This window comes from Bacillus sp. FSL L8-0099 (assembly GCF_038006385.1).
In the GTDB taxonomy this organism is placed as follows: Bacteria; Bacillota; Bacilli; order Bacillales; family Bacillaceae_G; genus Bacillus_A; species Bacillus_A toyonensis.
In genome coordinates this window covers 4,620,110-4,646,467 of sequence record NZ_JBBOVC010000001.1, presented here as the reverse complement: position 1 = coordinate 4,646,467, position 26,358 = coordinate 4,620,110, and the positions used below count along the sequence as shown (strand labels likewise).

General features: G+C 36.3%; 31 protein-coding genes and 1 other annotated feature. Of the genes, 16 read left to right on the top strand and 15 right to left on the bottom strand.

The window, feature by feature from the left end:
• The first annotated feature begins 558 nt into the window (after positions 1-558).
• Positions 559-1,557: a catabolite control protein A gene (ccpA, locus tag MHH42_RS23655; protein ID WP_001103299.1), complete on the top strand. Its 999-nt coding sequence runs from the start codon at positions 559-561 to the stop codon at positions 1,555-1,557.
• 34 nt (positions 1,558-1,591) lie between these two features.
• Here the strand turns inward: ccpA and MHH42_RS23650 are convergent, their stop codons facing one another.
• Positions 1,592-1,954, bottom strand: coding sequence for a DUF4288 domain-containing protein (locus MHH42_RS23650; protein WP_000271416.1), 363 nt, complete (start codon positions 1,952-1,954; stop codon positions 1,592-1,594).
• Positions 1,955-1,967: 13 nt separating this feature from the next.
• Positions 1,968-2,204, bottom strand: coding sequence for a DUF3949 domain-containing protein (locus tag MHH42_RS23645; protein WP_000637896.1), 237 nt, complete (start codon positions 2,202-2,204; stop codon positions 1,968-1,970).
• Positions 2,205-2,429: 225 nt separating this feature from the next.
• On the opposite strand from MHH42_RS23645, the gene MHH42_RS23640 reads away from it, so the two are divergent.
• Entirely contained in the window at positions 2,430-2,702 is a 273-nt protein-coding gene (locus MHH42_RS23640) for a DUF3917 domain-containing protein (protein WP_000585028.1), read from the top strand.
• 50 nt (positions 2,703-2,752) lie between these two features.
• Here the strand turns inward: MHH42_RS23640 and mscL are convergent, their stop codons facing one another.
• The 3 genes from mscL to MHH42_RS23625 form a co-directional block, all read right to left on the bottom strand.
• Positions 2,753-3,151 (bottom strand): large-conductance mechanosensitive channel protein MscL, encoded by a 399-nt coding sequence (mscL, locus tag MHH42_RS23635; RefSeq protein ID WP_000267005.1) that lies wholly within the window; start codon positions 3,149-3,151, stop codon positions 2,753-2,755.
• 128 nt (positions 3,152-3,279) lie between these two features.
• A complete protein-coding gene (locus MHH42_RS23630; protein WP_001039683.1) occupies positions 3,280-4,206 on the bottom strand; it encodes a Gfo/Idh/MocA family protein in 927 nt (308 codons plus the stop codon).
• 79 nt (positions 4,207-4,285) lie between these two features.
• Entirely contained in the window at positions 4,286-4,966 is a 681-nt protein-coding gene (locus MHH42_RS23625) for an ankyrin repeat domain-containing protein (RefSeq protein WP_340894272.1), read from the bottom strand.
• 243 nt (positions 4,967-5,209) lie between these two features.
• Here MHH42_RS23625 and MHH42_RS23620 point away from each other — a divergent pair, with 243 nt between their 5' ends.
• From MHH42_RS23620 to MHH42_RS23610, 3 genes are all read left to right on the top strand, one after another.
• Complete coding sequence (locus tag MHH42_RS23620) at positions 5,210-6,664, top strand: sensor histidine kinase (RefSeq protein WP_340894270.1); 1,455 nt, start codon at positions 5,210-5,212, stop codon at positions 6,662-6,664.
• Position 6,665: 1 nt separating this feature from the next.
• Positions 6,666-7,355 carry a response regulator transcription factor gene (locus tag MHH42_RS23615; RefSeq protein WP_340894267.1) on the top strand — a complete coding sequence of 230 codons (690 nt, stop codon included), beginning with the start codon at positions 6,666-6,668 and terminating at the stop codon, positions 7,353-7,355.
• Positions 7,356-7,502: 147 nt separating this feature from the next.
• The gene (locus MHH42_RS23610) at positions 7,503-7,790 is read left to right on the top strand and encodes a hypothetical protein (protein WP_000503083.1); all 288 of its coding nucleotides are present in this window, start codon (positions 7,503-7,505) and stop codon (positions 7,788-7,790) included.
• A gap of 122 nt (positions 7,791-7,912) precedes the next feature.
• Here the strand turns inward: MHH42_RS23610 and MHH42_RS23605 are convergent, their stop codons facing one another.
• The 4 genes from MHH42_RS23605 to acuA form a co-directional block, all read right to left on the bottom strand.
• Positions 7,913-8,734, bottom strand: a complete 822-nt coding sequence (locus MHH42_RS23605; RefSeq protein ID WP_340894781.1) for an alpha/beta fold hydrolase — start codon at positions 8,732-8,734, stop codon at positions 7,913-7,915.
• A gap of 198 nt (positions 8,735-8,932) precedes the next feature.
• On the bottom strand, positions 8,933-10,099 hold the full coding sequence (gene acuC / locus MHH42_RS23600) for an acetoin utilization protein AcuC (RefSeq protein WP_000092814.1): 1,167 nt from the start codon (positions 10,097-10,099) through the stop codon (positions 8,933-8,935).
• Positions 10,096-10,740 (bottom strand): acetoin utilization AcuB family protein, encoded by a 645-nt coding sequence (locus MHH42_RS23595; RefSeq protein ID WP_002123078.1) that lies wholly within the window; start codon positions 10,738-10,740, stop codon positions 10,096-10,098. The genes acuC and MHH42_RS23595 overlap by 4 nt, the downstream gene beginning before the upstream one ends.
• A gap of 17 nt (positions 10,741-10,757) precedes the next feature.
• Entirely contained in the window at positions 10,758-11,390 is a 633-nt protein-coding gene (gene acuA, locus MHH42_RS23590) for an acetoin utilization protein acetyltransferase AcuA (protein ID WP_000581385.1), read from the bottom strand.
• Between the two features lie 176 nt (positions 11,391-11,566).
• On the opposite strand from acuA, the gene acsA reads away from it, so the two are divergent.
• The 6 genes from acsA to tyrS all read left to right on the top strand — a co-directional run bounded on the left by acsA (position 11,567) and on the right by tyrS (position 16,837).
• Positions 11,567-13,285: an acetate--CoA ligase gene (acsA, locus tag MHH42_RS23585; protein WP_000862062.1), complete on the top strand. Its 1,719-nt coding sequence runs from the start codon at positions 11,567-11,569 to the stop codon at positions 13,283-13,285.
• Between the two features lie 84 nt (positions 13,286-13,369).
• Positions 13,370-13,930 carry a maltose acetyltransferase domain-containing protein gene (locus tag MHH42_RS23580; RefSeq protein ID WP_016099034.1) on the top strand — a complete coding sequence of 187 codons (561 nt, stop codon included), beginning with the start codon at positions 13,370-13,372 and terminating at the stop codon, positions 13,928-13,930.
• A 66-nt stretch (positions 13,931-13,996) separates the two neighbouring features.
• Complete coding sequence (locus tag MHH42_RS23575; RefSeq protein WP_000066426.1) at positions 13,997-14,452, top strand: hypothetical protein; 456 nt, start codon at positions 13,997-13,999, stop codon at positions 14,450-14,452.
• Complete coding sequence (locus MHH42_RS23570) at positions 14,433-14,978, top strand: RNA polymerase sigma factor (protein ID WP_000057201.1); 546 nt, start codon at positions 14,433-14,435, stop codon at positions 14,976-14,978. Before MHH42_RS23575 ends, MHH42_RS23570 begins: the two co-directional genes overlap by 20 nt.
• Complete coding sequence (locus MHH42_RS23565; RefSeq protein ID WP_001293783.1) at positions 14,959-15,204, top strand: hypothetical protein; 246 nt, start codon at positions 14,959-14,961, stop codon at positions 15,202-15,204. Before MHH42_RS23570 ends, MHH42_RS23565 begins: the two co-directional genes overlap by 20 nt.
• Before the next feature lie 77 nt (positions 15,205-15,281).
• Positions 15,282-15,510, top strand: a binding site (T-box leader).
• A gap of 70 nt (positions 15,511-15,580) precedes the next feature.
• Positions 15,581-16,837: a tyrosine--tRNA ligase gene (tyrS, locus tag MHH42_RS23560; RefSeq protein WP_000512079.1), complete on the top strand. Its 1,257-nt coding sequence runs from the start codon at positions 15,581-15,583 to the stop codon at positions 16,835-16,837.
• Between the two features lie 77 nt (positions 16,838-16,914).
• On the opposite strand, the gene MHH42_RS23555 is transcribed toward tyrS, so the two are convergent.
• Positions 16,915-17,217 (bottom strand): YjdJ family protein, encoded by a 303-nt coding sequence (locus MHH42_RS23555; RefSeq protein WP_000154645.1) that lies wholly within the window; start codon positions 17,215-17,217, stop codon positions 16,915-16,917.
• 150 nt (positions 17,218-17,367) lie between these two features.
• On the opposite strand from MHH42_RS23555, the gene MHH42_RS23550 reads away from it, so the two are divergent.
• Entirely contained in the window at positions 17,368-17,496 is a 129-nt protein-coding gene (locus MHH42_RS23550) for a hypothetical protein (protein ID WP_000050940.1), read from the top strand.
• Positions 17,497-17,820: 324 nt separating this feature from the next.
• Here the strand turns inward: MHH42_RS23550 and MHH42_RS23545 are convergent, their stop codons facing one another.
• From MHH42_RS23545 to rpsD, 3 genes are all read right to left on the bottom strand, one after another.
• The gene (locus MHH42_RS23545; protein WP_097879405.1) at positions 17,821-18,243 is read right to left on the bottom strand and encodes an immunity 70 family protein; all 423 of its coding nucleotides are present in this window, start codon (positions 18,241-18,243) and stop codon (positions 17,821-17,823) included.
• Between the two features lie 5 nt (positions 18,244-18,248).
• Positions 18,249-18,656 carry a hypothetical protein gene (locus tag MHH42_RS32465; protein WP_445661854.1) on the bottom strand — a complete coding sequence of 136 codons (408 nt, stop codon included), beginning with the start codon at positions 18,654-18,656 and terminating at the stop codon, positions 18,249-18,251.
• 154 nt (positions 18,657-18,810) lie between these two features.
• On the bottom strand, positions 18,811-19,413 hold the full coding sequence (rpsD, locus tag MHH42_RS23530) for a 30S ribosomal protein S4 (RefSeq protein WP_000135316.1): 603 nt from the start codon (positions 19,411-19,413) through the stop codon (positions 18,811-18,813).
• 399 nt (positions 19,414-19,812) lie between these two features.
• Here rpsD and megL point away from each other — a divergent pair, with 399 nt between their 5' ends.
• Entirely contained in the window at positions 19,813-20,991 is a 1,179-nt protein-coding gene (megL, locus tag MHH42_RS23525) for a methionine gamma-lyase (protein WP_340894259.1), read from the top strand.
• A 59-nt stretch (positions 20,992-21,050) separates the two neighbouring features.
• Here the strand turns inward: megL and MHH42_RS23520 are convergent, their stop codons facing one another.
• Positions 21,051-21,530, bottom strand: coding sequence for a GAF domain-containing protein (locus tag MHH42_RS23520; RefSeq protein WP_000494323.1), 480 nt, complete (start codon positions 21,528-21,530; stop codon positions 21,051-21,053).
• 147 nt (positions 21,531-21,677) lie between these two features.
• On the opposite strand from MHH42_RS23520, the gene refZ reads away from it, so the two are divergent.
• Entirely contained in the window at positions 21,678-22,316 is a 639-nt protein-coding gene (gene refZ / locus MHH42_RS23515) for a forespore capture DNA-binding protein RefZ (protein WP_000814925.1), read from the top strand.
• 11 nt (positions 22,317-22,327) lie between these two features.
• On the opposite strand, the gene MHH42_RS23510 is transcribed toward refZ, so the two are convergent.
• Positions 22,328-23,272, bottom strand: coding sequence for a DMT family transporter (locus MHH42_RS23510; protein ID WP_001036045.1), 945 nt, complete (start codon positions 23,270-23,272; stop codon positions 22,328-22,330).
• A 124-nt stretch (positions 23,273-23,396) separates the two neighbouring features.
• Here MHH42_RS23510 and MHH42_RS23505 point away from each other — a divergent pair, with 124 nt between their 5' ends.
• Both MHH42_RS23505 and ezrA read left to right on the top strand, forming a co-directional pair.
• Positions 23,397-24,236 carry a LysR family transcriptional regulator gene (locus MHH42_RS23505; protein ID WP_033668558.1) on the top strand — a complete coding sequence of 280 codons (840 nt, stop codon included), beginning with the start codon at positions 23,397-23,399 and terminating at the stop codon, positions 24,234-24,236.
• Between the two features lie 210 nt (positions 24,237-24,446).
• The gene (ezrA, locus tag MHH42_RS23500; protein ID WP_016109199.1) at positions 24,447-26,159 is read left to right on the top strand and encodes a septation ring formation regulator EzrA; all 1,713 of its coding nucleotides are present in this window, start codon (positions 24,447-24,449) and stop codon (positions 26,157-26,159) included.
• The last annotated feature ends 199 nt before the right edge of the window (positions 26,160-26,358 follow it).

The following is a 26,358-nucleotide window of genomic DNA, read 5'->3' as shown; positions in this document are numbered from 1 at the left end:
TTAAAAGTATTTGGAAGTAAATCACAAAAAAGAAATAAGCATTCCAAAAAACATTTTGGAACAGTTTCCTCTCTATTATATAGTGCCTGTTGTGTTCGATTTTTGTTGGTAAATCGATATGTTTAAAAAATTGTTCATATAATTTGAGTTGCAATCGATATATGCGAAAAATTGCTCATATAATTTGAGTTGTGGTCGAAATATGCGGATAATCGCCGATATAATTTGAGGTGTGGTCAATATATTTGAAAAATCGCTCATATCAATTTCATTTACTATCGTACGGTTTAAAATAAGGTTTCTACTTATGAAACATCTATATTTTTACAAAAAATACCCTTTTTTTCATAAAAAATACGAAAATACGAGAAAAGAAGCGAATTTTTTCGAAACTTTTGCGGGAAAATATTGTATGAGCCTGCGTTTTTATCGTATCATTAGTAAAAGGAAGAACTCGGGACGATTGGTGGCATCTGCAAATAGAGTTGATGTCTTTTTTTCATTCAAGTAACCGATACATAAAAATAGATAACAAAAATAGAAGGAGTGTGCGATGAGATGAACGTAACAATCTATGATGTAGCGCGCGAAGCGAACGTTTCAATGGCTACCGTATCTCGCGTTGTGAACGGTAACCCAAATGTAAAGCCTACAACAAGAAAGAAAGTATTAGAAGCAATTGATCGTTTAGGATACCGCCCAAATGCGGTAGCACGTGGACTAGCAAGTAAGAAGACAACTACAGTGGGTGTTATTATTCCTGATATCTCAAATACGTTTTATGCAGAACTTGCTCGTGGAATTGAAGATATCGCAACAATGTACAAATATAACATCATTTTAAGTAACTCTGACCAAAACAAAGAGAAAGAGTTCCATTTATTAAATACGATGCTTGGAAAACAAGTAGACGGAATTGTTTTCATGGGTGAAGATATTACAGACATTCACATTGAAGAATTTAAAAAGTCCCCAGTACCGATTGTATTAGCAGCATCATTTGATGAGCAAAATGAAACGCCATCAGTAAATATTGATTATACACAAGCAGCTTACGATGCAATGAAGCACTTTATTGAGCAAGGACATAAACGTATCGGTTTCGTCTCTGGTCCTTTCATTGATAAAGCGGGAAGCGCTAAAAAGTTACAAGGTTATAAAAAAGCTTTAGAAGAAGCAAGTATTTCATATGATGAAAATCTTGTAATCGATGGAGATTACACATATGATTCAGGTATCGAAGCATTCGAAAAGCTTTGGAGCATGGATGAAAAGCCAACAGCTATCTTCGTATCTTCTGATGAAATGGCACTAGGTGTAATCCACGCAGCTCAAGATGCTGGATTAAACGTACCAACTGATATAGAAGTACTTGGCTTCGATAATACACGCCTTGCACTAATGGTACGCCCGCAGCTTTCAACAGTTGTACAGCCAATGTATGATATCGGTGCAGTAGCAATGCGTTTATTAACAAAGTATATGAACAAAGAAAAAGTGGAAGATCACACTGTTATCTTACCTCACCGTATCCAATTTAGAGATTCAACGAAGTAAGTATAAAAAAGCTCACAGCGATTGCTGTGAGCTTTTATTCATATTCAGGATAGTATTTTTTAACTACTGTATCTACAGTTTCATTTTTCTTAACGTGTAAAAATCTTGCGTACAATTCTTTTCCTGTTTCAAATGGCGTTTCATCTAACTCAAAAACATGAAGTACTTTTTGAAACTTCCATGTTACTTGTTGATCGTATACATTATCGTACGTATTTTCTGATTGTATAGCGATCTTTTTCCCTAGATCATGAGCTTCCTCTAAACTGTTCGCTTTAACGAGAATGATACTTTCTTCAAAAAGCGTATCGTGATTCTCTTCATAATGCTCATCTATCTTACTAGGATTAGGCTCACCTGAATGAACAGATTCAAACAATAATTTTACAGCGTACATTTGGGAAATCTCCTTATGCCGAATGTTTCACTTTATAAACAATACTTGCTACAAGTGAAGCTGGTATTGTAAATACGTTACTTTGATAATGGTAATGTACTTGGGATTCTTCATAAGACATTTTGTCGTATAGTTCATTTTGTGCGACATTCATTTTTTGCTGTTTTTCTTTGAACATCTTAATGTAGTTATACTGTATTGGGACGAGAATGATGAAATAGGCTAATACGATTAGTGAAATCCATATCATTATGAACACTCCCTTACAAAGAATATTTCTATATAACAATTATATCAACAAAAGGGAAAAACAACCATTTATTTGTAACGAAAATCGATTTTCTTCCTGCAATGTTATTCTAGGCTATAATATAGAATAGGATCCCTTGTTATATGTCACATAAGTGCAAATTCAACTATTATAGGGCAATGTCATGTATAATAGAAAGAAAAGGTTTGTGAGGGGGGAGAAAAGATGATCATTCTTTGGATAATTACGCTTTGCACGACTGCTTTTTTTGCATATATGACGTTAAAACAAAATGGCTTAAAGCGATTTGTTCCAGGAAGTATTCTTGCAGGAATTGCCCTTATCACGTATGTAATTTCTATTTTTACTGAAAGTGTATCAGTGGACATGAGCACAAGTTTAATGTTCATCGGTATTACACTATTTGCAGGTAGTATTATGGTACTTATGGTTGCTGGTATTATTTTATTTATTCATATGAATTCGGAAACGTTATAACATATAAAAAAGGCATGTCCCGAGAGGGGCATGCCTTTTTATCCGTTCAATTATGCTCTATCTTTAGAAGAATTTTGTTGTTTTAATAAGTCGCGAATTTCGCCAAGAAGTTCTTCTTCTTTTGTTGGTTCTGGAATTTCTTCTGTTTTTTCTTCTTCTCTTTTAGAAGTTAGTTTGTTGAATACTTTAACAAACATAAAGATAGCTGCTGCAATAATTAAGAAGTCAAAAATTGTTTGGATGAAGTTACCATACATAATAGATGACTTACCAAATGTGATTTTTAAATCTGTAAAGTCAACGCCACCTAATACCATACCAAGTAATGGTGTGATGATATCTTTTACTAAAGAACTAACGATTTTACCGAATGCAGCACCGATTACAACCCCGACAGCTAAATCAATTACATTCCCTTTGAAAGCGAACTTTTTAAACTCGTTCCACATGTGTTAATCCCATCCTTTCCACGTTTCATTATGAAATTTATAATTCCTATCAACATATTCTATAGAAATTTACGAGAGAAATAAAGGGGAAATGGGAATGAAAGTAAATTCTGAAAAATGTATCCGTTTTAATTTTTATTTACTTTGTCAAGTAGAGTTTGTAGCATTTGTTGCGTTTTTAATCCTTCTAATCCATCTACAACAGGCTTCGTATCTCCGTGTACACATTCAATAAAATGATGAACAGCATCTTCAAAACCACGCTGCTTTAACGTCGTTTCCCATGAGGGAGAACCGCTTTGTGAAACGGAATTTTCCTGTTCGATTTCAAATGTATTCATATTTTTTACGCGAATGATTTTTCCTGCTGTTACAAGTTCAATTTGTTCTAAATTTGTACCAGCATGGCGGTGCATTGCTGTTGAAAGTAATAGTCCGTTTGTTGTTGTATATGTATGATGGCCGTAAAGAAGTTCATTTTTCTCATTTATTTGCATCATATTATGAACGACGTTAAGGTCATCATTAGCTAACCAGCGAGCAGTATCTACAATATGTAAATAATCATCTAACATAGTAAAGTCGTACGTATTTGGCCCCACTTTATTTGTACGGTGTTTTTCAATTCGAATCCATGAAATAGCATTAGCCTGTTCTTTTGCAGCAACGTACATAGGAACGAAGCGGCGGTTAAATCCGACCATTAATTTTCGATTGTATTTTTCGCTCAATTCGACTAGTTTTTCAGCTTGTTCTACTGTAGCTGCTAACGGCTTATCTACATAAACATCGATTCCTTTTTTCAGAAGTTCAGAAACGATTTCATAATGTGTAGCAGTGGAACTATGAACGAAAACTGCATCACATTCTGAAGCTAACGTTTCAATAGAATGAAAGTCTTGAATACGGTATTGCTGACAAATTTGTTTTCTTTTTTCCGCGTTAGGTGTAAATGCCCCAACAAAATGCCAATCTAATTCTTTCGTAAGTGTTGGAAGATATGCCTTTTGTGCAATACTTCCAAGTCCAATCATCCCAATTTTAGGTTTATTCATTTGTATTCCCACCCTATCAATATTGATGTAACGGGTTAAATGTAGCATAGGGTGGGGGAGGAAGGCAAAAGTTAGCTTTTTACTTACGTCCTTCTACTAGAATCTTCTCTATCTCTTCAAAATTATGAGCACGAGCATGCTCTAGTGGGGTGACACCATCATTATCGGGAATGTTTACATCTGCGCCGTGTTCAATGAGCAGGCGAATGACTTGTTGTTGTGTTTCATCGCCGTTACTTAGTACGATAGCTTCCATTAAAGCTGTCCATCCGAGATTATTGACATGGTTTACATCGATATTTGTTCGCGTGAGGAGTTCTTTTATAACAGTAATATAGCCATGTTCTGAGGCTGGGATAAGAGCTGTTCCACCGTAACGATTCGTAAGCGCTGGATCCGCAACAGCATCAATTGTTAGTTTTAAAATGTCTAAGTAACCTTCCGCACCGGCGTATAGAAATGGATTGTTTTTTATATTATCTTGGATATTTACATCGGCGCCAGCATCGATAAGAGCTTTCGCGGTCTTTATATCATTTTTGTATGTGGCAATCATAAGCGGGGTGCGTCCTTGACTATCCGTTGCATTTATATTTGCTCCTTGTTTTAATAAAGATATAACAGTGTTCGTTTCGTTTTTTTCAGTAGCTGCTAGTAGTGCAGTCTCCATGTTTGTCATCTCCTTTTTTACTTCTTGTTCTTGCGAGCATCCTTGTAAAAAAATTACACAACATATCATGCTTAATGTTTTTTTGAACATGGAATTTCAACCTCCTAATTTCAACTGTAAAATAAGAACATTAAATTTTTATAAACTGACGCTAAAATTACTATAAAATCGCTTGAGTAATTGAACATATATTTTTATGCTTATGAATATGAAAGTTGAATCAATCGGGCGTTTACGGGTAGCCCGACTTTCATCTAACTTTTTGTTTTAACCGAATTTTGAGGTGGAAGTCTTACTGCCCACAAATAGCGTGATAAAGTGAGGATGTAAATGATGTCTATTAAAACAAGATTTTTATTTTCTTATATCGCTGTTATTCTCGTCTCCATTACGCTTATTTTAGTTGCGGGATTTTTAATTGTATTTTCCATAACAGGTGACTTGGAAGCAGTGAAAAATTTTTATAAAAGTTCTTATATTCAAAAGCCGCTGACTCCAGAAGAAGAGAATGCGTATCTTGAATTGAAAGGAGCGGCAAAGCAACATCAATATCAACTATTAGATGAATCGTTCGTTGCATCACTTGAAAAAGAAGGTGTGAAAATAGTTGTAAGAAAGGGAGAAACCATTTCTTATGCTACAAAGGGTTTTGAAAGTTCGACTGTAACAGAAGCCCTTCCGAAATTTGAAGCAGCAAATATTAATAGTCGTGGTACAACGGAACTAGGCGATACATTTTATCGGTATGTAAAATTTGATTTTTCTTTTCAAAATAATGAAGAAGGGAGTATATTTGTACTAAAAAAGCAAAGTTCGTTTGTAGATCTTACACAAAAATTATTTCCGATTTTGTTCGTAGCACTTTTACTGTTAGCCATTTTGCTCATTGGGTTAGTAAGCTATTTCGTCTCAAAAAGTGTGATAAAACCAATCTTTGTATTGAAAGATGCGACGGAGAGAATTAAAGAAGGGAATTTAGAATTTCAAATTCCAGTTACATCACATGATGAAATAGGTCAATTGAATCAAGGGTTTGAGGAAATGAGGAAGAAGTTAAAAGAATCGATTGAAGTACAAACGCAGTATGAAGAAAATCGAAAAGAGCTCATTTCAAACATCTCCCATGATTTGAAAACACCGATTACATCTATTATCGGATATGTGGAAGGAATAAAGGACGGGGTAGCAAATACCCCGGAAAAAATGGATAAGTATTTAACAACGATTCATACGAAAGCAAAACATATGGATACACTCATTGATGAACTATTTTTATTTTCGAAGCTCGATTTGAATCAAGTCCCATTCCAGTTTGAAACGGTTGAATTAAATATGTTTATGCAGGAATTAATAGAAGAGATGCAGATGGATTTAAGTGAAGAAGGTATAGAAGTGTACTTACAATTACATCCATCACCACTATATGTAACGGCTGATTGCGAAAAGATAAATAGAGTGATATCAAATTTAATTCATAATAGTGTGAAATACATGGATAAAGAAGAGAAAAAAATTGCTGTAACAGTATCGAGTGATAACGATAAAGTTATTGTGAAAGTGATGGACAATGGATCAGGTATAGAATCTGATACACTTCCTTATATTTTTGAACGGTTTTATCGTGCAGAGCAATCTCGAAACTCTAGCACAGGTGGAAGTGGACTTGGTTTAGCGATTGCGAAGCAAATTGTGGAAGAACATGGCGGAGAAATTTGGGCGGAAAGTGAGCCTAGAGAAGGCACAAGCATTTTCTTCTCATTGGAAAAAGTAGAGAAATGTGGTGAGTAAATTGAAAAGAATCTTACTAATAGAAGATGAAGTAAGTATTGCAGAATTACAGCGAGATTATTTAGAAATTAGTGATTTTCAAGTTGATGTAGAGCATTCTGGAGAAATAGGCTTACAAATGGCTCTGCAAGAAGACTATGATTTAATTATTTTAGATATTATGCTTCCGAAAATCAATGGATTCGAAATTTGTAAACAAATACGTGCTATAAAAGATATTCCGATTTTACTTGTTTCAGCCAAAAAAGAAGATATAGATAAAATTCGCGGACTCGGATTAGGAGCGGATGATTATATAACGAAACCGTTTAGCCCAAGTGAATTAGTCGCAAGGGTAAAGGCACATATTTCTCGTTATGAAAGATTATCAGGAAATGTAAGTAAGCAACGTGATACGTTATATATTCATGGAATCTCTATCGATCAACGAGCGAGGAAAGTTTTTATAAACAATGAAGAAATCGCGTTTACAACGAAGGAATTTGATTTATTAACATTCTTTGTAACGCACCCAAACCAAGTATTAAATAAAGAACAGTTATTTGAACGTATTTGGGGATTAGATTCTGCTGGCGATTTAGCTACTGTTGTCGTTCACATTAGAAAGTTACGTGAAAAAATTGAAAGAGATCCTGCCCACCCGCAATATATTGAAACGGTATGGGGAGCTGGTTATCGTTTTAATGTGTAGTAAACCTGTCAAAGTGTTGACAGGTTTTTTATATGCGTAATAGTGTATTACACTTATGATTTGAATTTTAAAGGGAATATTAGGTAATTCGTGTTAAAATATAAAGAGAAATAAAACGCAGGATGGTTTGAGAGGAAGTGTTAGGTTTTGGGGGATGTACGAAAGAATATTAAATCAAACAAGGCTTTAAAGATTGGGACTAATATCATACTTATTTTATTAATTATTGGTGCAATACAAATGTTTTATGATAAAGATTATACAAATGACCATTTAGGTGGATTATTTTTGGTGGCTTTTTGGATGGTTAGAAGTATGTTTGGTATTACGATCAGCGTAAAAGAAGGAGATAAAAAGTCAGTATTTATTGATTTAGGTTTAGTCCTTTTTTCTTTTTATCTTTTATTTTATTATAGTATGAAGTTTTTCTTCTAAAAAATAAAGCTCAAAGTCATATAGAGACTTTGAGCTTTTATTAGTACATTAGTCTGTGAATTCATATGTTATTTATTTAGATTTTTTTAATAGTAACTGAACTCAAAACTGGATTTTCCCTGTTATAACGTTTTGTAAAATTCTTGTGTGATAGAAATAAAGTGGGTAGCCTCTTCTAAAAAAGGATAATGGTTACTGTCCTCAAATGGAATAAAGATAGAATTACGTATACCCTCATGCATCTCGATAGAATATTGAATTGGGCACTGCACATCGTGTCGTCCGCACATAATAAGTGTCTTTGTTTTAATAGAAGGTAAAGACCCTCTTAAATCAAATGAAGAATATTCATGAGCGAAAGCGTTCATGCGGCTGATGGACATTGTTTTTTTGATCGGTCTACAAAAATAAAAGTTATAGTTTTCTGGTTTATACAATGATAATTTTGTTCTCTTAGTAGATAGTTCCTTTCGCTCTTCATTTGTAAGATGAGGGTTTTTCAAGTTCTCGATTAGTTCTTGCATATAATGAAATTGTGGATGGTAGGAATGGTAAATACAGTTTGATGTTTTCGTATAATCACTTGCTGCAGCTCCGGTTACGACTAATGATTGTAAGGAATTCGGATATGTAATCGCATACAAAATTCCAAGCATACCACCTGTTGAATGACCGGCGAAATGCCATGTTGGAAGTTGTAATGCTTCTCGTATTGCTTCTAAGTCGTGGATTGTTTCAATCATGCTTAATTCGTTTTCTGACTGGGCGGTTACAGAGCTACCGGCATCTCGTAAATTAATGAGAAATACACGATGCGTAGCAGTAAAAACATCCGCAAAGTAATCACCAGTTTCATTAAATTGTGAATAATGGTGTGTAACACAAAGCGGTTCACCATTCCCTTTTGTAAAGAGTTCAAATGTACCACGTTTCGTGCGGAGCATTTGTCGTTTCCACATAATATCACGACCTTTTCTCGTAAAAGTTGGGCCAGGCTGTTATGAAATGAAAATATATCAGCGATTATTAGAATATATCGGCGCAACTCGAAATATATCAGCGATTATTAAAATATATCGACTTACTGACAGAAATCGACAATAAATAAAAGGAGGCTATTAAAAAACGAGCCTCCTTTTCGTTTAGTACAAAGATTTTGTCATATTATTCCGAATAATTTCAAGGGATTTCGCTACAGTTAATGCATTCTTTTCTTCAATTTCTGGTTTACGGGGGATAGGTTTATACATGTTGTCTGGATCTTCCCATGTGAGGGGAAGTTCTGTTTCTGCTTGTCCTTTCCAAGCGTCAATCCATTCTGGAGGGAGATAACCTGAGATGTTTTGGATGTTGTTCATTTCGAGCCAAATGAGCGCCCACGCTCTTGGGACGACGCGCCAGTGGTCATAGCCACCGCCGCCGACAGCGATCCAGCGACCGTCGCAATATTCATTAGCGATTTCGCGAGCGAGCTTCGGTATTTCACGGTAAATATTCATCGTTGCACAAAGGTGTGTAAGTGGATCGTAATAATGCGCATCTGCACCGTTTTGCGTTAAAATAATATCCGGTTTAAAGTATGCGGCAACTTCTTTTACGACAGTTCGATATGATTCTAGAAACGATTCATCTTCTGTAAAAGCATCGAGTGGAACGTTAAAAGAATAACTATAGCCATTACCTTGTCCACGTTCATTTACAGCGCCAGTTCCAGGGAATAAATAACGTCCGGTTTCGTGTAATGAAATGGTGCATACGTTAGGATCATCGTAAAATGACCACTGTACACCATCACCGTGATGAGCATCTGTATCAATATATAAAACACGTAAACCGTATTTCTTTTGAATGTATTTCATTGCGATGGAACTATCGTTATAAATACAAAAACCAGATGCCTTGCCACGGAAGCCGTGATGTAAGCCGCCGCCTAAATTAAGTGCGTGTTTTACTTTTCCAGAAAGAACAGCATCGACAGCTGTTAACGTACCGCCAACGAGCAGTGCACTTGCCTCGTGCATATTTGGAAACATCGGTGTATCTTCTGTTCCGAGTCCATATGTCATCGCAATTGATTTTTCTAACTTTCCTTCTCCAGCACGTTTTACCGCATGTATGTACTCCTCTGTATGAACGTAGGCAATCTCTTCATCTGTAGCCATCCGTGGTGAGATGATTTGAGAGGGAGAGATGAAACCGCCCTTTTGTAATAAATCATACGTAAGTGTGACGCGCAGTTGGTTAAAAGGATGATCAGGGCTAAATGAATAGCCCCGAAAGTCATCCGAATAAATAAACGCGCTACTCATGCTTGCATCCCCATGATGTTTGGCCATAATACGCGGTAGCCTTCTGCTTCAAGTGCATCAATCACTTTTAGCGGATTCATCGTTTGAATGCGGAAAACAAGTACTTTATCATTCTCATCTTTTGCTGGATAGACGAGAACGCTCACGATATTTATTTGTAAATCACTAAAAATAGCAACGACTTTTCCAAGAATACCAGGTTCATTTTTTACTTGAATTTCAATTTGTGAACTTGGTTGATGTGCTCCTGTTAATTTTACTAACGTGTGCAGTACTGTAGATTCTGAGATGATACCAACTAACTTACCAGCCTTTGTAACAGGAAGGCAGCCAATTTTATTTTCAAAAAATAAAGTAGCAATTTCCTCAACGAAATCGAGAGGGTGGCAAGTCATTACAGGATGTTTCATAATAAGTTCGAGCGGTTGCTTCAGCATATCGAGTGAAACTTGTTCATCTAGAATAGACGGACTTGCATCTCTTACATCCCGATCAGAAATAATGCCTACGACGTGATTATTTTGATCGACAATTGGAATGTGCCGAATTCCTTTCGTGCGAATCGTTCGGATTGCTGTTTCGATTGTATCGTTTGGATGTAGCGTAACTACATTTTGATTCATAATTTCTTCTACAATCATTCCAGTTGCCCCCTTTATTAATACATAAAACGATTGTGAAAACGTAGACGGTCAAATGCTTGAATAGAATCCGTATCGACGCGATTACCGATGCGGACCATTAAACAGTTGGCAGGATGTGAACAAATTTCAGGATCATCTGTAGCCATCCATTGTAAACCACCAGCATTCATCATCTTTTCCATTACTTTTCGGTACTCCCAAACATTTAAACCTGTTTGTTTTAAATCCCAGTGCCAATAATATTCAGTCGTCAATATAATGTAATCTTCCATATAATCGTCCATCATAGACACTTCTAATAAGTTCTTTCCGACAGAGCACCCACGGAAGGCTGGGACGACTTCAATTGCCCCGAGCTCAATTAAGTTTTCCATTTTTCCTTCTGACCATCGTTCGAGCGGATCGGGATACAAATATGTAACATATCCAACAATCGTTTGGTCATGTCTAGCAATAATGAGACGTGCTTCTGGTAATTTAGAAATTTCGACAATTGCTTTATATTGCTGCTCGGCAGGACGAAACGCAATTAAATCTGGATGGAATTCATACATTTCAAGATTATGGGTAGAGACAGGACCTTCAATAATTAAAGTGCCTTTCGCTGTTTTCAAGTTTCTAGCATTATATATTTTTTTATGAATCAATGTATTGCTCACCACCTTGAGGGTTTGTGAATCTATTAATATCGTACTTTATAATATATGCGATGTGAATCGAATTTTGTCATTAAAAATTTGTCTAAAAATCAACAAATATACTGAAAATTTTAAATAATATCATTATAATAGATAATAGAATACATAGGAGGGGGATGTAAAGTATGAAAGTAGAAACGCTTCCTGTCATTAAAGGAGAAAATAATTTGCCGAATTATGAAGAGGCATACGCGAATTTTAACTGGGAAGAGGTTAATAAAAATTTTACTTGGAATGAGACAGGCCGAGTAAATATGGCGTATGAAGCAATTGATAAGCATGCGAAATCTGATCGAAAAAATAAAGTAGCCCTTTATTATCAAGATGGATCGCGAAAAGAGAAATATACATTTAAGGAAATGAAGGATTTTTCTAATAAAGCAGGAAACGTCCTAAAAAATTATGGCGATGTTGAAAAAGGCGATCGCGTTTTTATTTTTATGCCACGTTCTCCAGAATTATATTTCGCGCTTTTAGGTGCAGTGAAATTAGGAGCAATTGTTGGACCGCTATTTGAAGCATTTATGGAAGGCGCAGTTCGTGATCGTTTAGAAGATAGCGAAGCAAAGGTGTTAATTACAACTCCTGAATTGTTAGAGCGTATACCATTAAATGATTTACCAGCTTTAAAAACAGTCTTTCTTGTTGGAGATAATGTAGAAGAAGGCGGTAAAACAGTAGCGTTCAATCCTTTATTTGAACAAGCTTCAAAAGAATTACATATCGAATGGTTAGGCCGCGAAGACGGTTTAATTCTTCACTATACGTCTGGTTCTACTGGTAAGCCAAAAGGTGTTCTCCATGCGCAAAATGCAATGGTTCAGCACTATCAAACGGCGAAATGGGTATTAGATTTAAAAGAAGATGACGTATATTGGTGTACTGCTGACCCGGGCTGGGTAACGGGAACTGCTTACGGCATTTTTGCACCGTGGTTAGTCGGAGCATCAAATGTTATTTTAGGTGGACGATTTAGTCCAGATGCATGGTATGAAGCACTGCAAGATTACGGTGTAACAGTTTGGTATAGTGCACCGACAGCGTTCCGTATGTTAATGGGAGCTGGACAAGATGCAATTAAAAAATACGACTTATCACAAGTACGCCACGTATTAAGCGTAGGTGAGCCATTAAATCCAGAAGTAATTCGCTGGGGTATGAATGCATTTGGACTTCGTATTCATGATACGTGGTGGATGACAGAAACAGGTGGACAAGTTATTTGTAACTATCCTTGTATGGAAATCCGTCCAGGTTCAATGGGTAAACCAATTCCAGGTGTGAAAGCAGCGATTGTTGATAATGAAGGAAATGAAGTGCCTCCATACACAATGGGTAACTTAGCAATTGGTAAAGGTTGGCCAGCTATGATGCGTGGAATCTGGAATAACCAGCAAAAATATGAGTCATACTTTATGCCGGGAGACTGGTATGTATCAGGTGATTCAGCTTATATGGATGAAGACGGATACTTCTGGTTCCAAGGACGTATTGACGATGTAATTATGACGTCAGGTGAGCGAGTTGGACCGTTTGAAGTAGAAAGTAAACTAATCGAGCATGCTGCTGTTGCAGAAGCTGGTGTAATTGGTATTCCTGATCCGGTGCGCGGCGAAATTATTAAAGCGTTTATCGCACTTCGAGCAGGATACGAACCATCTGATGAATTAAAAGAAGAAATTCGTCAATTTGTAAAAAAAGGCCTAGCAGCTCATGCAGCGCCACGACAAATTGAATTTAGAGATAAATTACCGAAAACGAGAAGTGGTAAAATTATGCGCCGCGTATTAAAAGCGTGGGAGTTAAACTTACCAACAGGTGACTTATCAACGATGGAAGATTAAGAGAGAAAGGTCTGAACGAAAAATGTTCAGGCCTTTCTTTTTTATGATATCATGAACTTATATATATAAGTTGAAGGGGATAGTATGATGAAAACAGAAAAAGAAAAGATGATACTAGGAGAAATGTACATACCGGCTGATCCAGTTTTAGTACAAGAAAGAGAGCAAGCACGTATATTAACGAGAAAATTAAATGATACGCCAGAAGAGCAATTGAAAGAGCGTAGCGAAATCGTAAAAGAATTATTCGGAACGACAGGAGATAATATTCATCTTGAATCTTCTTTTAGATGTGATTACGGCTATAACATTCATGTCGGTGAAAATTTTTACGCGAACTTTGACTGTACGATTTTAGACGTATGCCCGGTAACAATCGGAGTGAACTGTATGTTAGCTCCAGGTGTTCACATTTATACAGCAACGCATCCACTCGATCCAATTGAGCGTATAAGCGGATCAGAATACGGAAAACCAGTTACAATTGGCGATAACGTATGGATTGGCGGAAGAGCAATTATTAATCCAGGTGTAACAATTGGAGACAATGCGGTGATCGCATCTGGTGCTGTCGTAACGAAAGATGTGCCTAATAATGTAGTAGTTGGCGGGAACCCTGCAAAGATTATAAAAAAACTAAAATAATATTTGAACGAAGTGCCTTCCTCGTCTGCATACATTTATGAAAGAATAGATGAGGGAGGCTTTTATATGTCTAATAAATTACTTCTTGCTTTTGCTTTAATTGGAATTATAGTTGTATTTTCTTGTGGTCTTTTCTTACCGATACCAATTGGATATAGAGTATCAATGATTACAGCTGGAGTTATAATGGGTGTTCTGTTTTCAATCATTATTCCATTTGATAGAAAACATATAGTACGGAAAAATGGATATAAAATTGATTTTATAAAAACAAAAGTGTATTTTCGCTGGAATGTATTTGATACTATTTCTGTCTGCCTTGCGTTGTATGCATGCATATGTGTGCAAGCGTTAAATATTTTAGTTGCAATGGGATTTACGATTCAAAACCCATATGTTCAATTTTTTACAAATCAATCACAATTGTGGATTTTTATTGCGATTGCATATTTAATTTCCCGTATTTCATTAACGTTAAAAGGAATAAAGGAGATCAAAAATCATGGCGCAAATTGGGATTGAGGAGGAGCTCATGCTTGCGTATCAAAGTGGAGATAAACAAGCGGGAGAAAGACTATATGTTTTAATCAAACCAGCGCTATACACATTTTTATATCGATTTAACCGAGATGAACAATTAAGTATCGATCTTGTGCAAGACACGTTTTTGACGCTAGAGCGTAAGAAACATATGTATGAACTTGAAAAAGGTAAAATAAAAACATATTTATTTCAAATTGGTTATCGTCTTATGATTAATAAATTAAATAGGAGAAAAAAGTGGCGTACGCTTTTGCCATTTTTAGTGCCGATTCCGGAAAAAGAATTTTCTCACGAAGATCGGCTCACAGTAAGAGAAGCAATTTTGAAAGTTCCAGAAGAGCAAAGAGCGGTCCTAATCCTTTCTTATTATCATGACATGCAGCAAAAAGAAATTGCAGAGATATTAAACATTCCGATTGGAACGGTGAAATCGAGACTTCATAACGGGATAAAGAAATTGAAACAATTGCTGGAGGTGGACGAAATTGAGCGAAAATCCCTTTAAGAGTGAATATAAGTTAAAGCAACATTTAGATAGTGATCATGTAGAAATACCAGACTTTCCAAAAACGGTAAGTCGATTCGATCGATTAATCGGGTTTCTTGGTTCCCCAGCGAAAGATCCTGTGGAGGCGACCATTGGGAATGATTTATCGGTTGTGTTTCATGTATCGTTATTAGTTGGGGTTCCAATTCTTTCTCTTATTACGATACTCTTTATGACGTTGTAAAGGATTGGCAAGGAGAGAAACCGGGCCTCTATTTGACACGCCTATATAAATGATGGTATAAAGAAAAGTATATGAATAATTGAGCGTGGAAAGGGAGAAGTAGTGATCATTTCCCTGTTTTAGAGAGCTGATGGTCGGTGGAAATCAGCACATAGATGATCGCGAATTACGCCCCTAGAGCATCTTTTTTCGATTGAATTGTATTCAAAAGGGAAAAGACGGTGCTAAGCCGTTATGTAAATAAGGTGGTAGGCTTTTTTTGCCTGCAACTAGGGTGGTAACGCGATAATCAAAATCGTCCCTTATTTGAAGGGGCGATTTTTTTATGTTTTCAACTTTCACGCCAGTAATGAACTTAAAGGAGAGTATGTAGGATATGGGTATTTTACAAGATCTTGAATTTCGCGGTCTAATTAATCAGCAAACAGATGCTGAGGGCCTTGAGCAATTATTAGAAAAAGAAAGCGTTAAATTATACTGTGGTTTCGACCCGACAGCGGATAGCTTACACATCGGTCATATGTTACCAGTATTAATGTTACGTCGTTTCCAATTAGCTGGTCATCAACCAATCGCACTTGTTGGCGGTGGTACTGGTATGATCGGTGACCCAAGTGGTAAAAAAGCAGAGCGTACATTAAATACGAAAGATACAGTTGCTTACTACACAGAAAGCATTAAAAACCAACTTTCAAACTTCTTAGAGTTTGAAAACGTGGACAACCCAGCAACAATGGCTAACAACTATGACTGGCTTGGTAACTTAGATGTCATTTCATTCTTACGCGATATCGGTAAAAACTTCGGTTTAAACTATATGTTAGCAAAAGATACAGTAGCATCTCGTTTAGAGACGGGTATTTCATTCACTGAGTTTAGTTACATGATCTTACAATCATACGACTTCTTAAACTTATACCAACACCATAATTGCCGCCTACAAATCGGTGGTAGTGACCAATGGGGTAACATTACAGCTGGTCTTGAATTAATCCGTAAATCAGAAGAAGATGCGAAAGCATTCGGTTTAACAATTCCACTTGTTACAAAATCTGACGGTACGAAGTTTGGTAAAACAGAAGGCGGCGCAATTTGGTTAGATCCAGAGAAAACAACTCCTTACGAGTTCTACCAATTCTGGATTAACACAGATGACCGCGACGTTGTTAAATACTTAAAATACTTCACATTCTTATCTCATGAAGAAATTCTTGAGCTTGAAAAGCAAGTAGCTGAAGCGCCAGAAAAACGTGCAGCACAAAAAGCGTTAGGTTCTGAAATGACAAAACTTGTTCACGGTGAAGAAGCATTAGAGCAAGCGATTAAAATTTCAGCTGCACTATTCAGCGGTTCTGTAGCAGAACTGACTGCAAATGAAATCGAACAAGGATTCAAAGACGTACCATCTGTAGAACGTACTGCAGAAGATACAGTATTAATCGACTTACTTGTAGAAAGCAAAATCTCTCCATCAAAACGTCAAGCACGTGAAGATGTAACGAACGGTGCAATCTACGTAAACGGTGAGCGTACACAAGCATTAGACTATGTTGTAACAGAAAACGACCGCATCGAAGGTAAATTCACAATCATTCGCCGCGGTAAGAAGAAATATTTCTTAATTCGTTACTAATCAGAAACGAATATAAACAAATAGTACCCCGGATTGTAGGCTGAAAGGTTTATGATTCGGGGTTTTTATGTATGAATTTAGATTACCTTACGAGTTCTTGTAAATAGAATATGAAGAATTAATACGAGCATATAAAGTAAGCTAATGAGCATAACAATAAATGCTGTTGGATAAAATTTTGCTGCATATATAAAGAAATCGATTTGATAAATATCTTGGTAATTTGAAACGGTGCCTTTAAAATAATTCGTAAACTTAGCGCTATATTTCCATTCATCAGGATAATCTATTAAATTACTCCCCTGATACCAACTCATAAGTGTTGAAGTAATAAAAAGCATACATGCACTGCCCAATTGAACCATTTGGTTTATCGTCAAAAGAAATCAACCTCCTATTTTATGGTTATTATAGCGTGTATTCGTATTCCTGTAACCTTTTTGTTGTAATCTCCTTTTCGAGTTCATACGGAAATCACATGTAAGCGGTATGATAAACGTATAACAAATAGAAAGGAGTGGTAAAACAAAATGTCACTAGAAGCGCTCATTATTTTTTCTTTGCTAAATGCGGGTCAGCTTGCAGAGAATTCGAAGGTTGATATACATAAAGAGCAAAAAGATGCTTATGTATATGTTCAAAAAGAGGAAAATAAATAACTTTATTTTATATATACGAAAAAAGAGGGTATCCCAGAAGGTCGTTAAAAATGACCCTTTGGAGATATCTTCTTTTGTTATTCATGTATTACTTTTAATGAAATTTGTCCTCTGGGGAGGATAGGTAGCGTAGGGGGCATTTCTACTGTTAGACAACATTTTAAAAAATAAAGGGGGGTGTGAAATGTCTACGAAAATCTATAAATTATTACATAATAAAAGCCACAACTCATATGAGTGTGACTTAAATGTTTTTATTCAGCCTCAGGCTCGAAGCGTAAAGTGATTAAAACTCAAATGAAACCATAAGATATCTAGCAGGATTTATTTTCCTAGATTTGAAATTGTTATATCAATTTTGTTTCTTTTTGCAGTGTTTAAAGCGTTACTTAGTAAATCTAAAAAAGTTGTACCTGTTGGAGTAGCATGATAATTGGCTAAACTAGTTATTTTATTAGGGATTTTATTTCCCCAAGGTGGCTGTTTTTCCATGTGCTCAATATCCCAAATGACTTCGGCAGGAGGTAATTCACGTAAAATTTTTCTTATCTCTTCTACATTTTGAAGTGCTTCTTCTGTGTCCTCCCAACGTAACTTGTCGAAATATAAATTCTTCATTAATAGTGGGTACTTAGTGCCCCAACCTTCAGACTCTGTATGATATGACATGGTTGAAAAAAAGCTATGTAAAAAATCAGGGTGCCCTGTTTCATAGAAAAATATATCTACTTTAAATCCTACTGCCATTAATATCAATCCTCTCGCTTAAATATTACCTCGGGTGTTTCTTTAGACTTTTCTCTTATTTTTCTTACGATATCAAATAAAGCTTCTTCAGGAACAGTTTGTCCTCGTATATCAATGATGACAGTTTGCTTTGTACCTATAGGTAAATTATCAACCCTATCATTAACTTGTTTAACAATAACTCTAACTAGGTTACTTCTTTTTGATGAAGTAGACAAGTCATAATTTTTCACTTCCAAGCTGTGACCCTTTGTGTAAAAATCAGGTCTTGTACTAATGCTTCTAGTAACATTTTTAATTTTTGAAAGTCTTGTACATGAAGAGGGATCTCGGTGAATTTTTCTTTCAAAACAATTAACTCCTTTTATCATCTGTTTTTTGCACTTATCCATTTCTATACACACGCCAGCCATTATATTTTTTGTCCCAAACTAGCCTCAATTAGCCCCAAGTGCATACTTTTTAATGCTTTATTTTGCATTATTAATGATAAATAAAAAAAGCCCAGGCCCCTTGATAAACAAGGTTCCTAAGGCTTTTAATAATACTCTTTGCAGAGTACCGAGATTAACGAGAGTAGAACTCTACGATTAATGCTTCGTTGATTTCAGCTGCTAACTCAGAACGCTCAGCGTGACGAGTGTAAGTAGCTTCTAATTTATCAGCATCGAAAGTTAAGTATTCTGGTACGAAGTTGTTAACTTCGATCGCTTCTTTAACAACAACAAGGCTGTTAGATTTTTCGCGAACGCTGATAGTTTGACCAGGTTTAACGCGGTAAGATGGGATATCTACGCGAGCGCCATCAACCATGATGTGACCGTGGTTTACTAATTGGCGAGCTGCACGACGAGTGCGAGCTAAGCCCATACGGTAAACTAAGTTGTCAAGACGAGCTTCAAGAAGGATCATGAAGTTTTCGCCGTGCTTACCAGGCATTTTACCTGCTTGGTCAAATGTGCGACGGAATTGACGCTCAGTCATGCCGTACATGTGACGAAGTTTTTGTTTCTCTTGTAATTGTAAACCGTATTCTGAAAGTTTCTTACGTTGGTTAGGACCGTGAGGACCTGGTGCGTAAGGGCGTTTTTCTAATTCTTTTCCTGTGCCGCTTAGAGAGATTCCAAGACGACGAGACAGTTTCCAAGCTGGACCTGTATAACGAGCCATAGTTGACTCCTCCTTTAAAAATGTTTTTATTTACGTAAAATAAAAACAGACGTAATCGATATTTACGGGCATTTTGTTTTCATGTACCTTCGCTCCAGCAGCAGGGAGTTACGAGATACACCTCCGTAGAGGAACAAAATACAAACGATAAACTCACATTACAAGGCTGCCTTTTTATTTTACACAAACGCTATTATATCTTTTACCCAGAGTTTCGTCAAGCGAGTACGTTTTTGTTTTATGCATATAAATTTTGGAAATTAATATAAGAAGGAATTTAAAACAATATAAAAGAAGAGATAGAAACACAAATGAAACGCTTACATAAAATGTAGTAAAAACATTCATCAGTTTTTTAATGGTGAATATGCGGGATAAAAACATAAAGGGGATGTTTTTATGAAAAAGAAGCATATGGAGACAGCGTTAATTCATCACGGTTATACATCTGAGGAACATAAAGGAAGTTTAACACCACCGTTATTTCAAACGTCTACATTTACATTTGAGACTGCGCAGCAAGGAGAAGCGAGTTTTGCGGGAGTAGATCCGTCTTATATTTACTCAAGACTTGGAAATCCGACTGTAAAATTATTTGAAGAGCGCATGGCTGTGTTAGAAGGGGCAGAAGAAGCACTTGCTTTCGGATCCGGAATGGCAGCTATTTCAGCAACGTTAATTGGCTTTCTAAAAGCTGGAGATCATATTATTTGTTCAAACGGATTATATGGGTGCACGTACGGATTTTTAGAAGTGTTAGAAGAGAAATTTATGATTACACATTCGTTTTGTGATATGGAGACAGAGACTGATATTGAAAATAAGATTCGCCCAAATACAAAGCTCATTTTCGTTGAAACACCGATTAATCCAACGATGAAATTAATCGATTTAAAACAAGTGATTCGAGTTGCGAAGCGAAATGGCCTACTCGTCATTGTTGATAATACGTTTTGTTCACCTTATTTACAAAGACCGCTTGAGCTTGGTTGTGACGCAGTTGTGCATAGTGCGACAAAATATATTGGTGGCCATGGTGATGTTGTAGCGGGTGTAACAATTTGTAAAACGAAAGTGTTAGCTGAAAAAATTCGTCCGATGCGAAAAGATATCGGCGGTATTATGGCGCCGTTTGATGCGTGGTTATTATTACGCGGATTAAAGACGTTAGCAGTAAGAATGGATCGTCATTGTGATAATGCAGAAAAAATTGTATCGTTCCTAAAAAATCATGATGTAGTAGAAGGGGTTTGGTACCCAGAAGGGGAGTTAGCATCTCGCCAAATGAAACGGGGCGGTGGCGTTATTTCTTTTTCTGTCAAAGGCGGGAAAGAGGAAACGCAAGCGTTTATCAATGACCTTCACTTTATTACGATCGCGGTAAGTTTAGGTGATACAGAAACGTTAATTCAGCATCCAGCAACGATGACGCATGCTGCGATTCCAGCGGAACTAAGAAAAGAAATGGGTATTTTCGATAATTTAATACGTTTATCTGTCGGTTTAGAATCGTGGGAGGATATCATTTCTGATTTGGAGCAAGCGTTAAAGAAAATATCTACTGTTAGTAATCAATAAAAAAGAGTGAGCTATCGGTTTCGTACATTACGTACTTAATCGATAACTCACTCTTTTTCTTATATATGTTTTAACAGTGTTTCCACAAACTTTTCTAAATAGTGCTGATCTACTTCATCGAAACGATTTTTTTCAGGACTATCAATATCCAGCACACCAATGACATTTCCGTCTTTTATAATCGGTACAACGATTTCCGAATTAGAGGCACTATCGCAAGCGATATGTCCTGGGAATTGGTGAACGTCCGCTACAAGTTGCGTTGTTTTCGTTTCAGCTGCTACGCCGCAAACGCCGCGTCCAAATGGAATACGTACGCATGCTGGCATTCCTTGGAATGGCCCGAGAACGAGCTGATTTCCTTCTGTTACATAAAAGCCAACCCAATTAACGCGATCTAAAAATTGGTTTAATAATGCGGACGCATTTGATAAGTTTGCGACTACGTTTAATTCGCCAGTTAATAATGCATCCAGTTGTTTAATTACTGTCTCATACTGCTTTTCACGAGAACCTGCATAACTTTCTTTTGTAAACATGGAAACAACTCCCTTTTTATCGAGATGTGTAAAATATTAGCAAAATACGATGTATTTCACATGACTTTGTCGATAGAAAATTAAAGGAATTTGTCTTAAAAGTCAAGAAATTTAAACTATAGCTGTTCAGTGAGAGGAAGTGAGCGCATGAAGCAGACGAAACAAAAAGTAATTGATGCGGCAATATCGTTGTTTAATACGAAAGGTTATGACGGGACATCAGTGCGAGACATTGCAAAGCGAGCGGATGTGAATGTAGCGAATATTTCATACTATTTTGCTGGAAAGCAAGGCCTATTAGAGCAGCTTATTACTGATTTTTTAGAAGGATATATTCATGTGATTGAAACGTCCTTTGAACAGAGAGAGTATTTGTCGGCTAAAGATGTGATGGTGCAAATGGTGCGCGGGATTTTACGATATCAATTTGAAAATAGGGAACTGACACGTTTTTTTTATAGAGAGCTTTCGCTTGATACGACATTAATTCGTGAAGTGATGACCGTTTATTTTTCTAAAGAAAGATATTATATCGAGCAAATCATTAGAGAAGGACAAATGAAGAAAGAGTTTCGAAAGGTATCTTTTACAATGTTTATGACGCAATTAAAAGGCATGATAAATATGCCGTTTTTATATCCGCAGTATATATCAGAAGTATTGCATTCTTTTCCATCCGAAACATTTTTCTTAGAAATGTATACGAAGGAAATTGAGCAATGGATGGAACAAGCATTATGTAAAACGAATATGTATCAGGAATGGCCAAGAGCTGTTCATATGTGAAAAATCCCCACCTAACGAACCGAGGTGGGGATTCTTGTAGTTTCTTTTCTTTGCCATAAATTGTTACATAATAGCGCAATAATTGTTAATGAGGCTCCGGCAATTTCGATTTTGTCGACCGTATAACCTCGAAATATGGAACCGATAAGTGCAAGGACAGGAACTAAATTCATAAATAATATGCCGTTAATAGATGAAATATAGCGATTCCCCATATTCCAGCAAAACACAGCGATAACACCTGCAATAATCGACATATAAAAGAGTTCAAAACGAACGCTCACAATTGTGCGTAATGATGGTACAGTAATGACGTTTGTGTAAGTTAATAAAGTGACAATAACGATGAGTGACATTGAACCGAACAAACAAGTTAACGTTGTATATCGAAGTGGTGACCAAGATTGAAAACGAGCACCGCCATTTGTATAAATGACCCAGCAAGTAACGCCGCATAACATCAATATATTCGTAGATAAGTGACTTGCAGCTCCAAATAATAAGTGAATATTTCCTTTTGAAATGACAAGCATAACACCGAGTAATGCAACGAACATACAAAGAAAAGTGTAGTTTTGTGGACGCTTATTTTTTGTTATCCATTGTAATGATAAGGCAATTAGTGGCATGAGAGACTGAATCATCGCTGCATGGATTGCTCCAGAAGGTCCGGCAAGTTGTTGTCCGTAGAAAACGAGAAAACCATATCCAGCGAAACCGACTGTTCCGTAAAAAAATAAAGAAAGTGTTCGTTTTTCTAAGCGGAGCGAATGTGTCCCTTCAGTGATTAATAGCAAAATAAGAAAAATAATAGCTGCAGATCCGTAGCGAATAGTTGTGAAAAAGAACGGATCGATAAATTGTAAGGCGTTTGCCATTACAGGAAACATAAATCCCCAGGCAGTTACGGCAAGTAAGCATAGGAGGGATCCGAAGAGCATTTGTTTTTTGTTCAAGAGTACCATTCTCCTTTACATTTCGTTATAGTAAGTTGATGAAATAAGTATAAAGAGTAATGATTTATAGAAGGAAATATCGATTTTTTATAACAGTTATAACTTTTTGTTAGAGGTGTATATGATGGATTTAGAGGCAGTACGATCGTTTATGGAAGTAAAGCATACGCGCAGTTTATCAAAGGCAAGTAAGCTTTTACATATTTCACAACCAGCGCTTAGTAAACAAATTCAAAGATTAGAAGCGGATTTAGAGGTTACTTTACTCAAGCGTTCTGCTCAAGGAGTGGAGTTAACAGAGGCTGGTGAGATATTTATAGCAAGAATGTTACCGATTTTGGAACAAATACATGAAGTGAAAACGGAGATGAAGAAGTATCAAGAGAAACGGAGAATTTCGATAGGTATATTGCCAAGTTTAGCGGCGTATTACATATCGAAATGCAAAGATATATTAGGTGATGGATTCGAAATAGAATGGAAAATTGAGCATACGAAAGTATTAATGGAATTGTTTAAAGAGCGGAAGATTGAAGCGATGTTCATTGATTCAGTAGTAGAAGGCGCTACATATATAAAAGAAATGCGGGAGGAAAAAATTGTTTGTGTAGTTTCAAATGATCATCCTTATAAAGAGAAAACAATAATCCGAATGGAAGGTTTGGAACATGAGAAATTAATTGTGTACCCAGAAATATGTGATGTAAGGAAAATGATTATGAACATGTTTCAAGGTATAGGTGCGAAACCAATCATTGCGTTTGAAACTTCTTATGCAGAACCGATGCTTGCGATGGTCGGAGCTGGACTTGGCATCACTTTACTTCCAGAAATGTCAGTGGAGCAAGCGGTAAAGCAGGGGAATGTGCATGTGATTTCTGTTGAACCCCCACTCATGCGCAAAATCTATTTCGTATCTCATATGAAAGAGTGCCCGTTATGGCAATCATTTGAGGATAGGTAGTGAAGCGGGCGGAAGATTAAGAAAGATTACAATTGCATTTAAAGAAACATGAAATTTTAAAAAAAACTAGGTCAAAAACACGTCATTACATGGTATGATTAGTACATTGTTAGTTGTTAAATATAGGGGAATTCCCTTTTTATACATAATGCCTTCCATTTCATAAACGGAACGGACAAAAAAAGAGATATAACTAGGAGGCTTTTTTGCATGGATTCTATCCTGACGATCGTTATCATTGTAGTAAGCTCTATTCTAGTGCTGCTCATGATAGAGCTTGTGATAAGAAATCGTTCATATAAAGATATTGAAGCACTGGAGCAGTGGAAACAAGAAATAAAAGATAAACCTGTGGCAGATGAACTAAAGCGAGTAAAAGATTTGAACATGACAGGTCAAACAGAAGAACTGTTTGGTAAATGGCGTGAAGAGTGGGATGAAATCGTATCAACAACTCTTCCAAAAGCTGAAAAAGATTTAGGGCAAGCGCGAAAATTCGCCTCGCAATTCTCCTTCCGCAAAGCAAAGCATGCGATGAACGAATCCATAAGTGGTTTAGATGACGCTGATAATCGTATTACAGACATTTTAAATGAATTACAGCAACTGTTAGAAAGCCATGAAAAAAATAGCTCGGAAATTGAAGGGTTACGTGATACATATCGTAGTATGAAAAAGAGTGTTCTTGCCCATCGACACATGTATGGAGCAGCTGAGCAGAGAATTGAAGAGATGCTAGATGCCGAATCTAATAAATTTAATAGTTTTGAAGAAGCAACAAATAATGGCGACTATTTAAAAGCGAGAGAAATTGTTATTAGTTTGGAAGAAGGTTTAGCTAATTTAGAAATCATTATTCACCAAATTCCAGATTTATTGGTAGAGTGTCAAGCAACGTTACCAGTTCAACTGGAAGATTTATTACACGGACATAATGATATGGTAAGACAAGGTTATGTATTAGATTACCTGGAAATCCCTAAAGAAGTCCGCGATATGACGACACAACTACAAACATGTTTAATGGATATACAGGAGCTTCATATAACGGAAGCGGCTGAAAAAGTAGAAAAATTAAAAACTCGTTTAGACGGTTTTTATGATCAACTAGAACAAGAAGTGCATGCGAGACATTATGTAGAGCAAAAAACACTTTCTGTTTATGAAGATTTAGAAGAACTTCGTGAAGAAACAATTGAAACGAAAGCAGAAACGCAACTTGTGAAACAAAGCTATCAGTTACAAGATAAGGATATTGAGTCTCAAAAAGTAATTGAAAAGCAAATGCACATTTTAATGAAACGTTTTGAAGTGATGCAATTACGCGTTGCTGAACAAGATATTGCATTCTCTATAATTCGTGAGGAACTAGAAGAGGTTTATGAGCAATGTGAAACTTTAAAAGTACTTCATGCAGAATATAAAGAAATGCTACAAACGATGCGTAAAGAAGAATTTGAAGCGCGTGAGAAGTTGCAGGAAATGCGCAATACAATTTTTGAAACGAAACGCTTTATGCAAAAGTCGAATTTGCCAGGTCTTCCAGTGAGTATTATGGAAGATTTACAAAGAGGGCAAATGGCAATGCAAGCTGTATATGAGCAATTAGAAATAAAACCGTTAAATATGCATGCTGTAAATAGCAGTTTAGAAGAGGCATACACAACTGTTAACGGTGTAGCTGAAATGACAGAAGAGTTAATTGGACAAGCGTATTTAGTTGAAAAATTAATTCAATACGGAAACCGTTACCGCAGTCATGATGAAAATCTTGCAGAAAGCTTAAATTATGCAGAGAAATTATTCCGTGAATATCAATACGATGCAGCTTTAGAACAAGCGGCTTCTGTACTAGAGCAACTTGAACCTGGCGTTGTTCAAAAAATAGCTGAATATGTAGACAATGAACAAACCCTTTCATAAAGGGTTTGTTTTTTTGTGTAATTTTGAAGGCGATGTTGCTATAATGAATAGCGGAATACAGTAAGGTTATTCGTTTCAAAATAAAGTGAAACTGTAATCAGTGGGGGGGATTCATCCTCACTGATTACTAGCCTTCACCAATCGGGATAAAACGGAACCTTTGTGTAGTCTTAGCGTAATTACACGTATTTATGATATG

What these genes read in the sequence shown, in the direction of transcription:
- MHH42_RS23580 (WP_016099034.1), top strand. Translation starts at nt 13,370, where the DNA reads ATGATGAAAACAGAAAAAGAAAAGATGATACTAGGAGAAATGTACATA.
- MHH42_RS23545 (WP_097879405.1), bottom strand. Translation starts at nt 18,243, where the DNA reads ATGGCAGTAGGATTTAAAGTAGATATATTTTTCTATGAAACAGGGCAC.
- MHH42_RS23620 (WP_340894270.1), top strand. Translation starts at nt 5,210, where the DNA reads ATGTCTATTAAAACAAGATTTTTATTTTCTTATATCGCTGTTATTCTC.
- MHH42_RS23505 (WP_033668558.1), top strand. Translation starts at nt 23,397, where the DNA reads ATGGATTTAGAGGCAGTACGATCGTTTATGGAAGTAAAGCATACGCGC.
- ccpA (WP_001103299.1), top strand. Translation starts at nt 559, where the DNA reads ATGAACGTAACAATCTATGATGTAGCGCGCGAAGCGAACGTTTCAATG.
- acuC (WP_000092814.1), bottom strand. Translation starts at nt 10,099, where the DNA reads ATGAGTAGCGCGTTTATTTATTCGGATGACTTTCGGGGCTATTCATTT.
- MHH42_RS23550 (WP_000050940.1), top strand. Translation starts at nt 17,368, where the DNA reads ATGTCACTAGAAGCGCTCATTATTTTTTCTTTGCTAAATGCGGGTCAG.
- acsA (WP_000862062.1), top strand. Translation starts at nt 11,567, where the DNA reads ATGAAAGTAGAAACGCTTCCTGTCATTAAAGGAGAAAATAATTTGCCG.
- MHH42_RS23625 (WP_340894272.1), bottom strand. Translation starts at nt 4,966, where the DNA reads ATGTTCAAAAAAACATTAAGCATGATATGTTGTGTAATTTTTTTACAA.
- MHH42_RS23570 (WP_000057201.1), top strand. Translation starts at nt 14,433, where the DNA reads ATGGCGCAAATTGGGATTGAGGAGGAGCTCATGCTTGCGTATCAAAGT.
- MHH42_RS23605 (WP_340894781.1), bottom strand. Translation starts at nt 8,734, where the DNA reads ATGCTCCGCACGAAACGTGGTACATTTGAACTCTTTACAAAAGGGAAT.
- MHH42_RS23595 (WP_002123078.1), bottom strand. Translation starts at nt 10,740, where the DNA reads ATGATTGTAGAAGAAATTATGAATCAAAATGTAGTTACGCTACATCCA.
- mscL (WP_000267005.1), bottom strand. Translation starts at nt 3,151, where the DNA reads ATGTGGAACGAGTTTAAAAAGTTCGCTTTCAAAGGGAATGTAATTGAT.
- rpsD (WP_000135316.1), bottom strand. Translation starts at nt 19,413, where the DNA reads ATGGCTCGTTATACAGGTCCAGCTTGGAAACTGTCTCGTCGTCTTGGA.
- ezrA (WP_016109199.1), top strand. Translation starts at nt 24,447, where the DNA reads ATGGATTCTATCCTGACGATCGTTATCATTGTAGTAAGCTCTATTCTA.
- MHH42_RS23630 (WP_001039683.1), bottom strand. Translation starts at nt 4,206, where the DNA reads ATGAATAAACCTAAAATTGGGATGATTGGACTTGGAAGTATTGCACAA.
- tyrS (WP_000512079.1), top strand. Translation starts at nt 15,581, where the DNA reads ATGGGTATTTTACAAGATCTTGAATTTCGCGGTCTAATTAATCAGCAA.
- MHH42_RS23640 (WP_000585028.1), top strand. Translation starts at nt 2,430, where the DNA reads ATGATCATTCTTTGGATAATTACGCTTTGCACGACTGCTTTTTTTGCA.
- MHH42_RS23650 (WP_000271416.1), bottom strand. Translation starts at nt 1,954, where the DNA reads ATGTACGCTGTAAAATTATTGTTTGAATCTGTTCATTCAGGTGAGCCT.
- refZ (WP_000814925.1), top strand. Translation starts at nt 21,678, where the DNA reads ATGAAGCAGACGAAACAAAAAGTAATTGATGCGGCAATATCGTTGTTT.
- MHH42_RS32465 (WP_445661854.1), bottom strand. Translation starts at nt 18,656, where the DNA reads ATGGCTGGCGTGTGTATAGAAATGGATAAGTGCAAAAAACAGATGATA.
- MHH42_RS23645 (WP_000637896.1), bottom strand. Translation starts at nt 2,204, where the DNA reads ATGATATGGATTTCACTAATCGTATTAGCCTATTTCATCATTCTCGTC.
- MHH42_RS23520 (WP_000494323.1), bottom strand. Translation starts at nt 21,530, where the DNA reads ATGTTTACAAAAGAAAGTTATGCAGGTTCTCGTGAAAAGCAGTATGAG.
- MHH42_RS23575 (WP_000066426.1), top strand. Translation starts at nt 13,997, where the DNA reads ATGTCTAATAAATTACTTCTTGCTTTTGCTTTAATTGGAATTATAGTT.
- megL (WP_340894259.1), top strand. Translation starts at nt 19,813, where the DNA reads ATGAAAAAGAAGCATATGGAGACAGCGTTAATTCATCACGGTTATACA.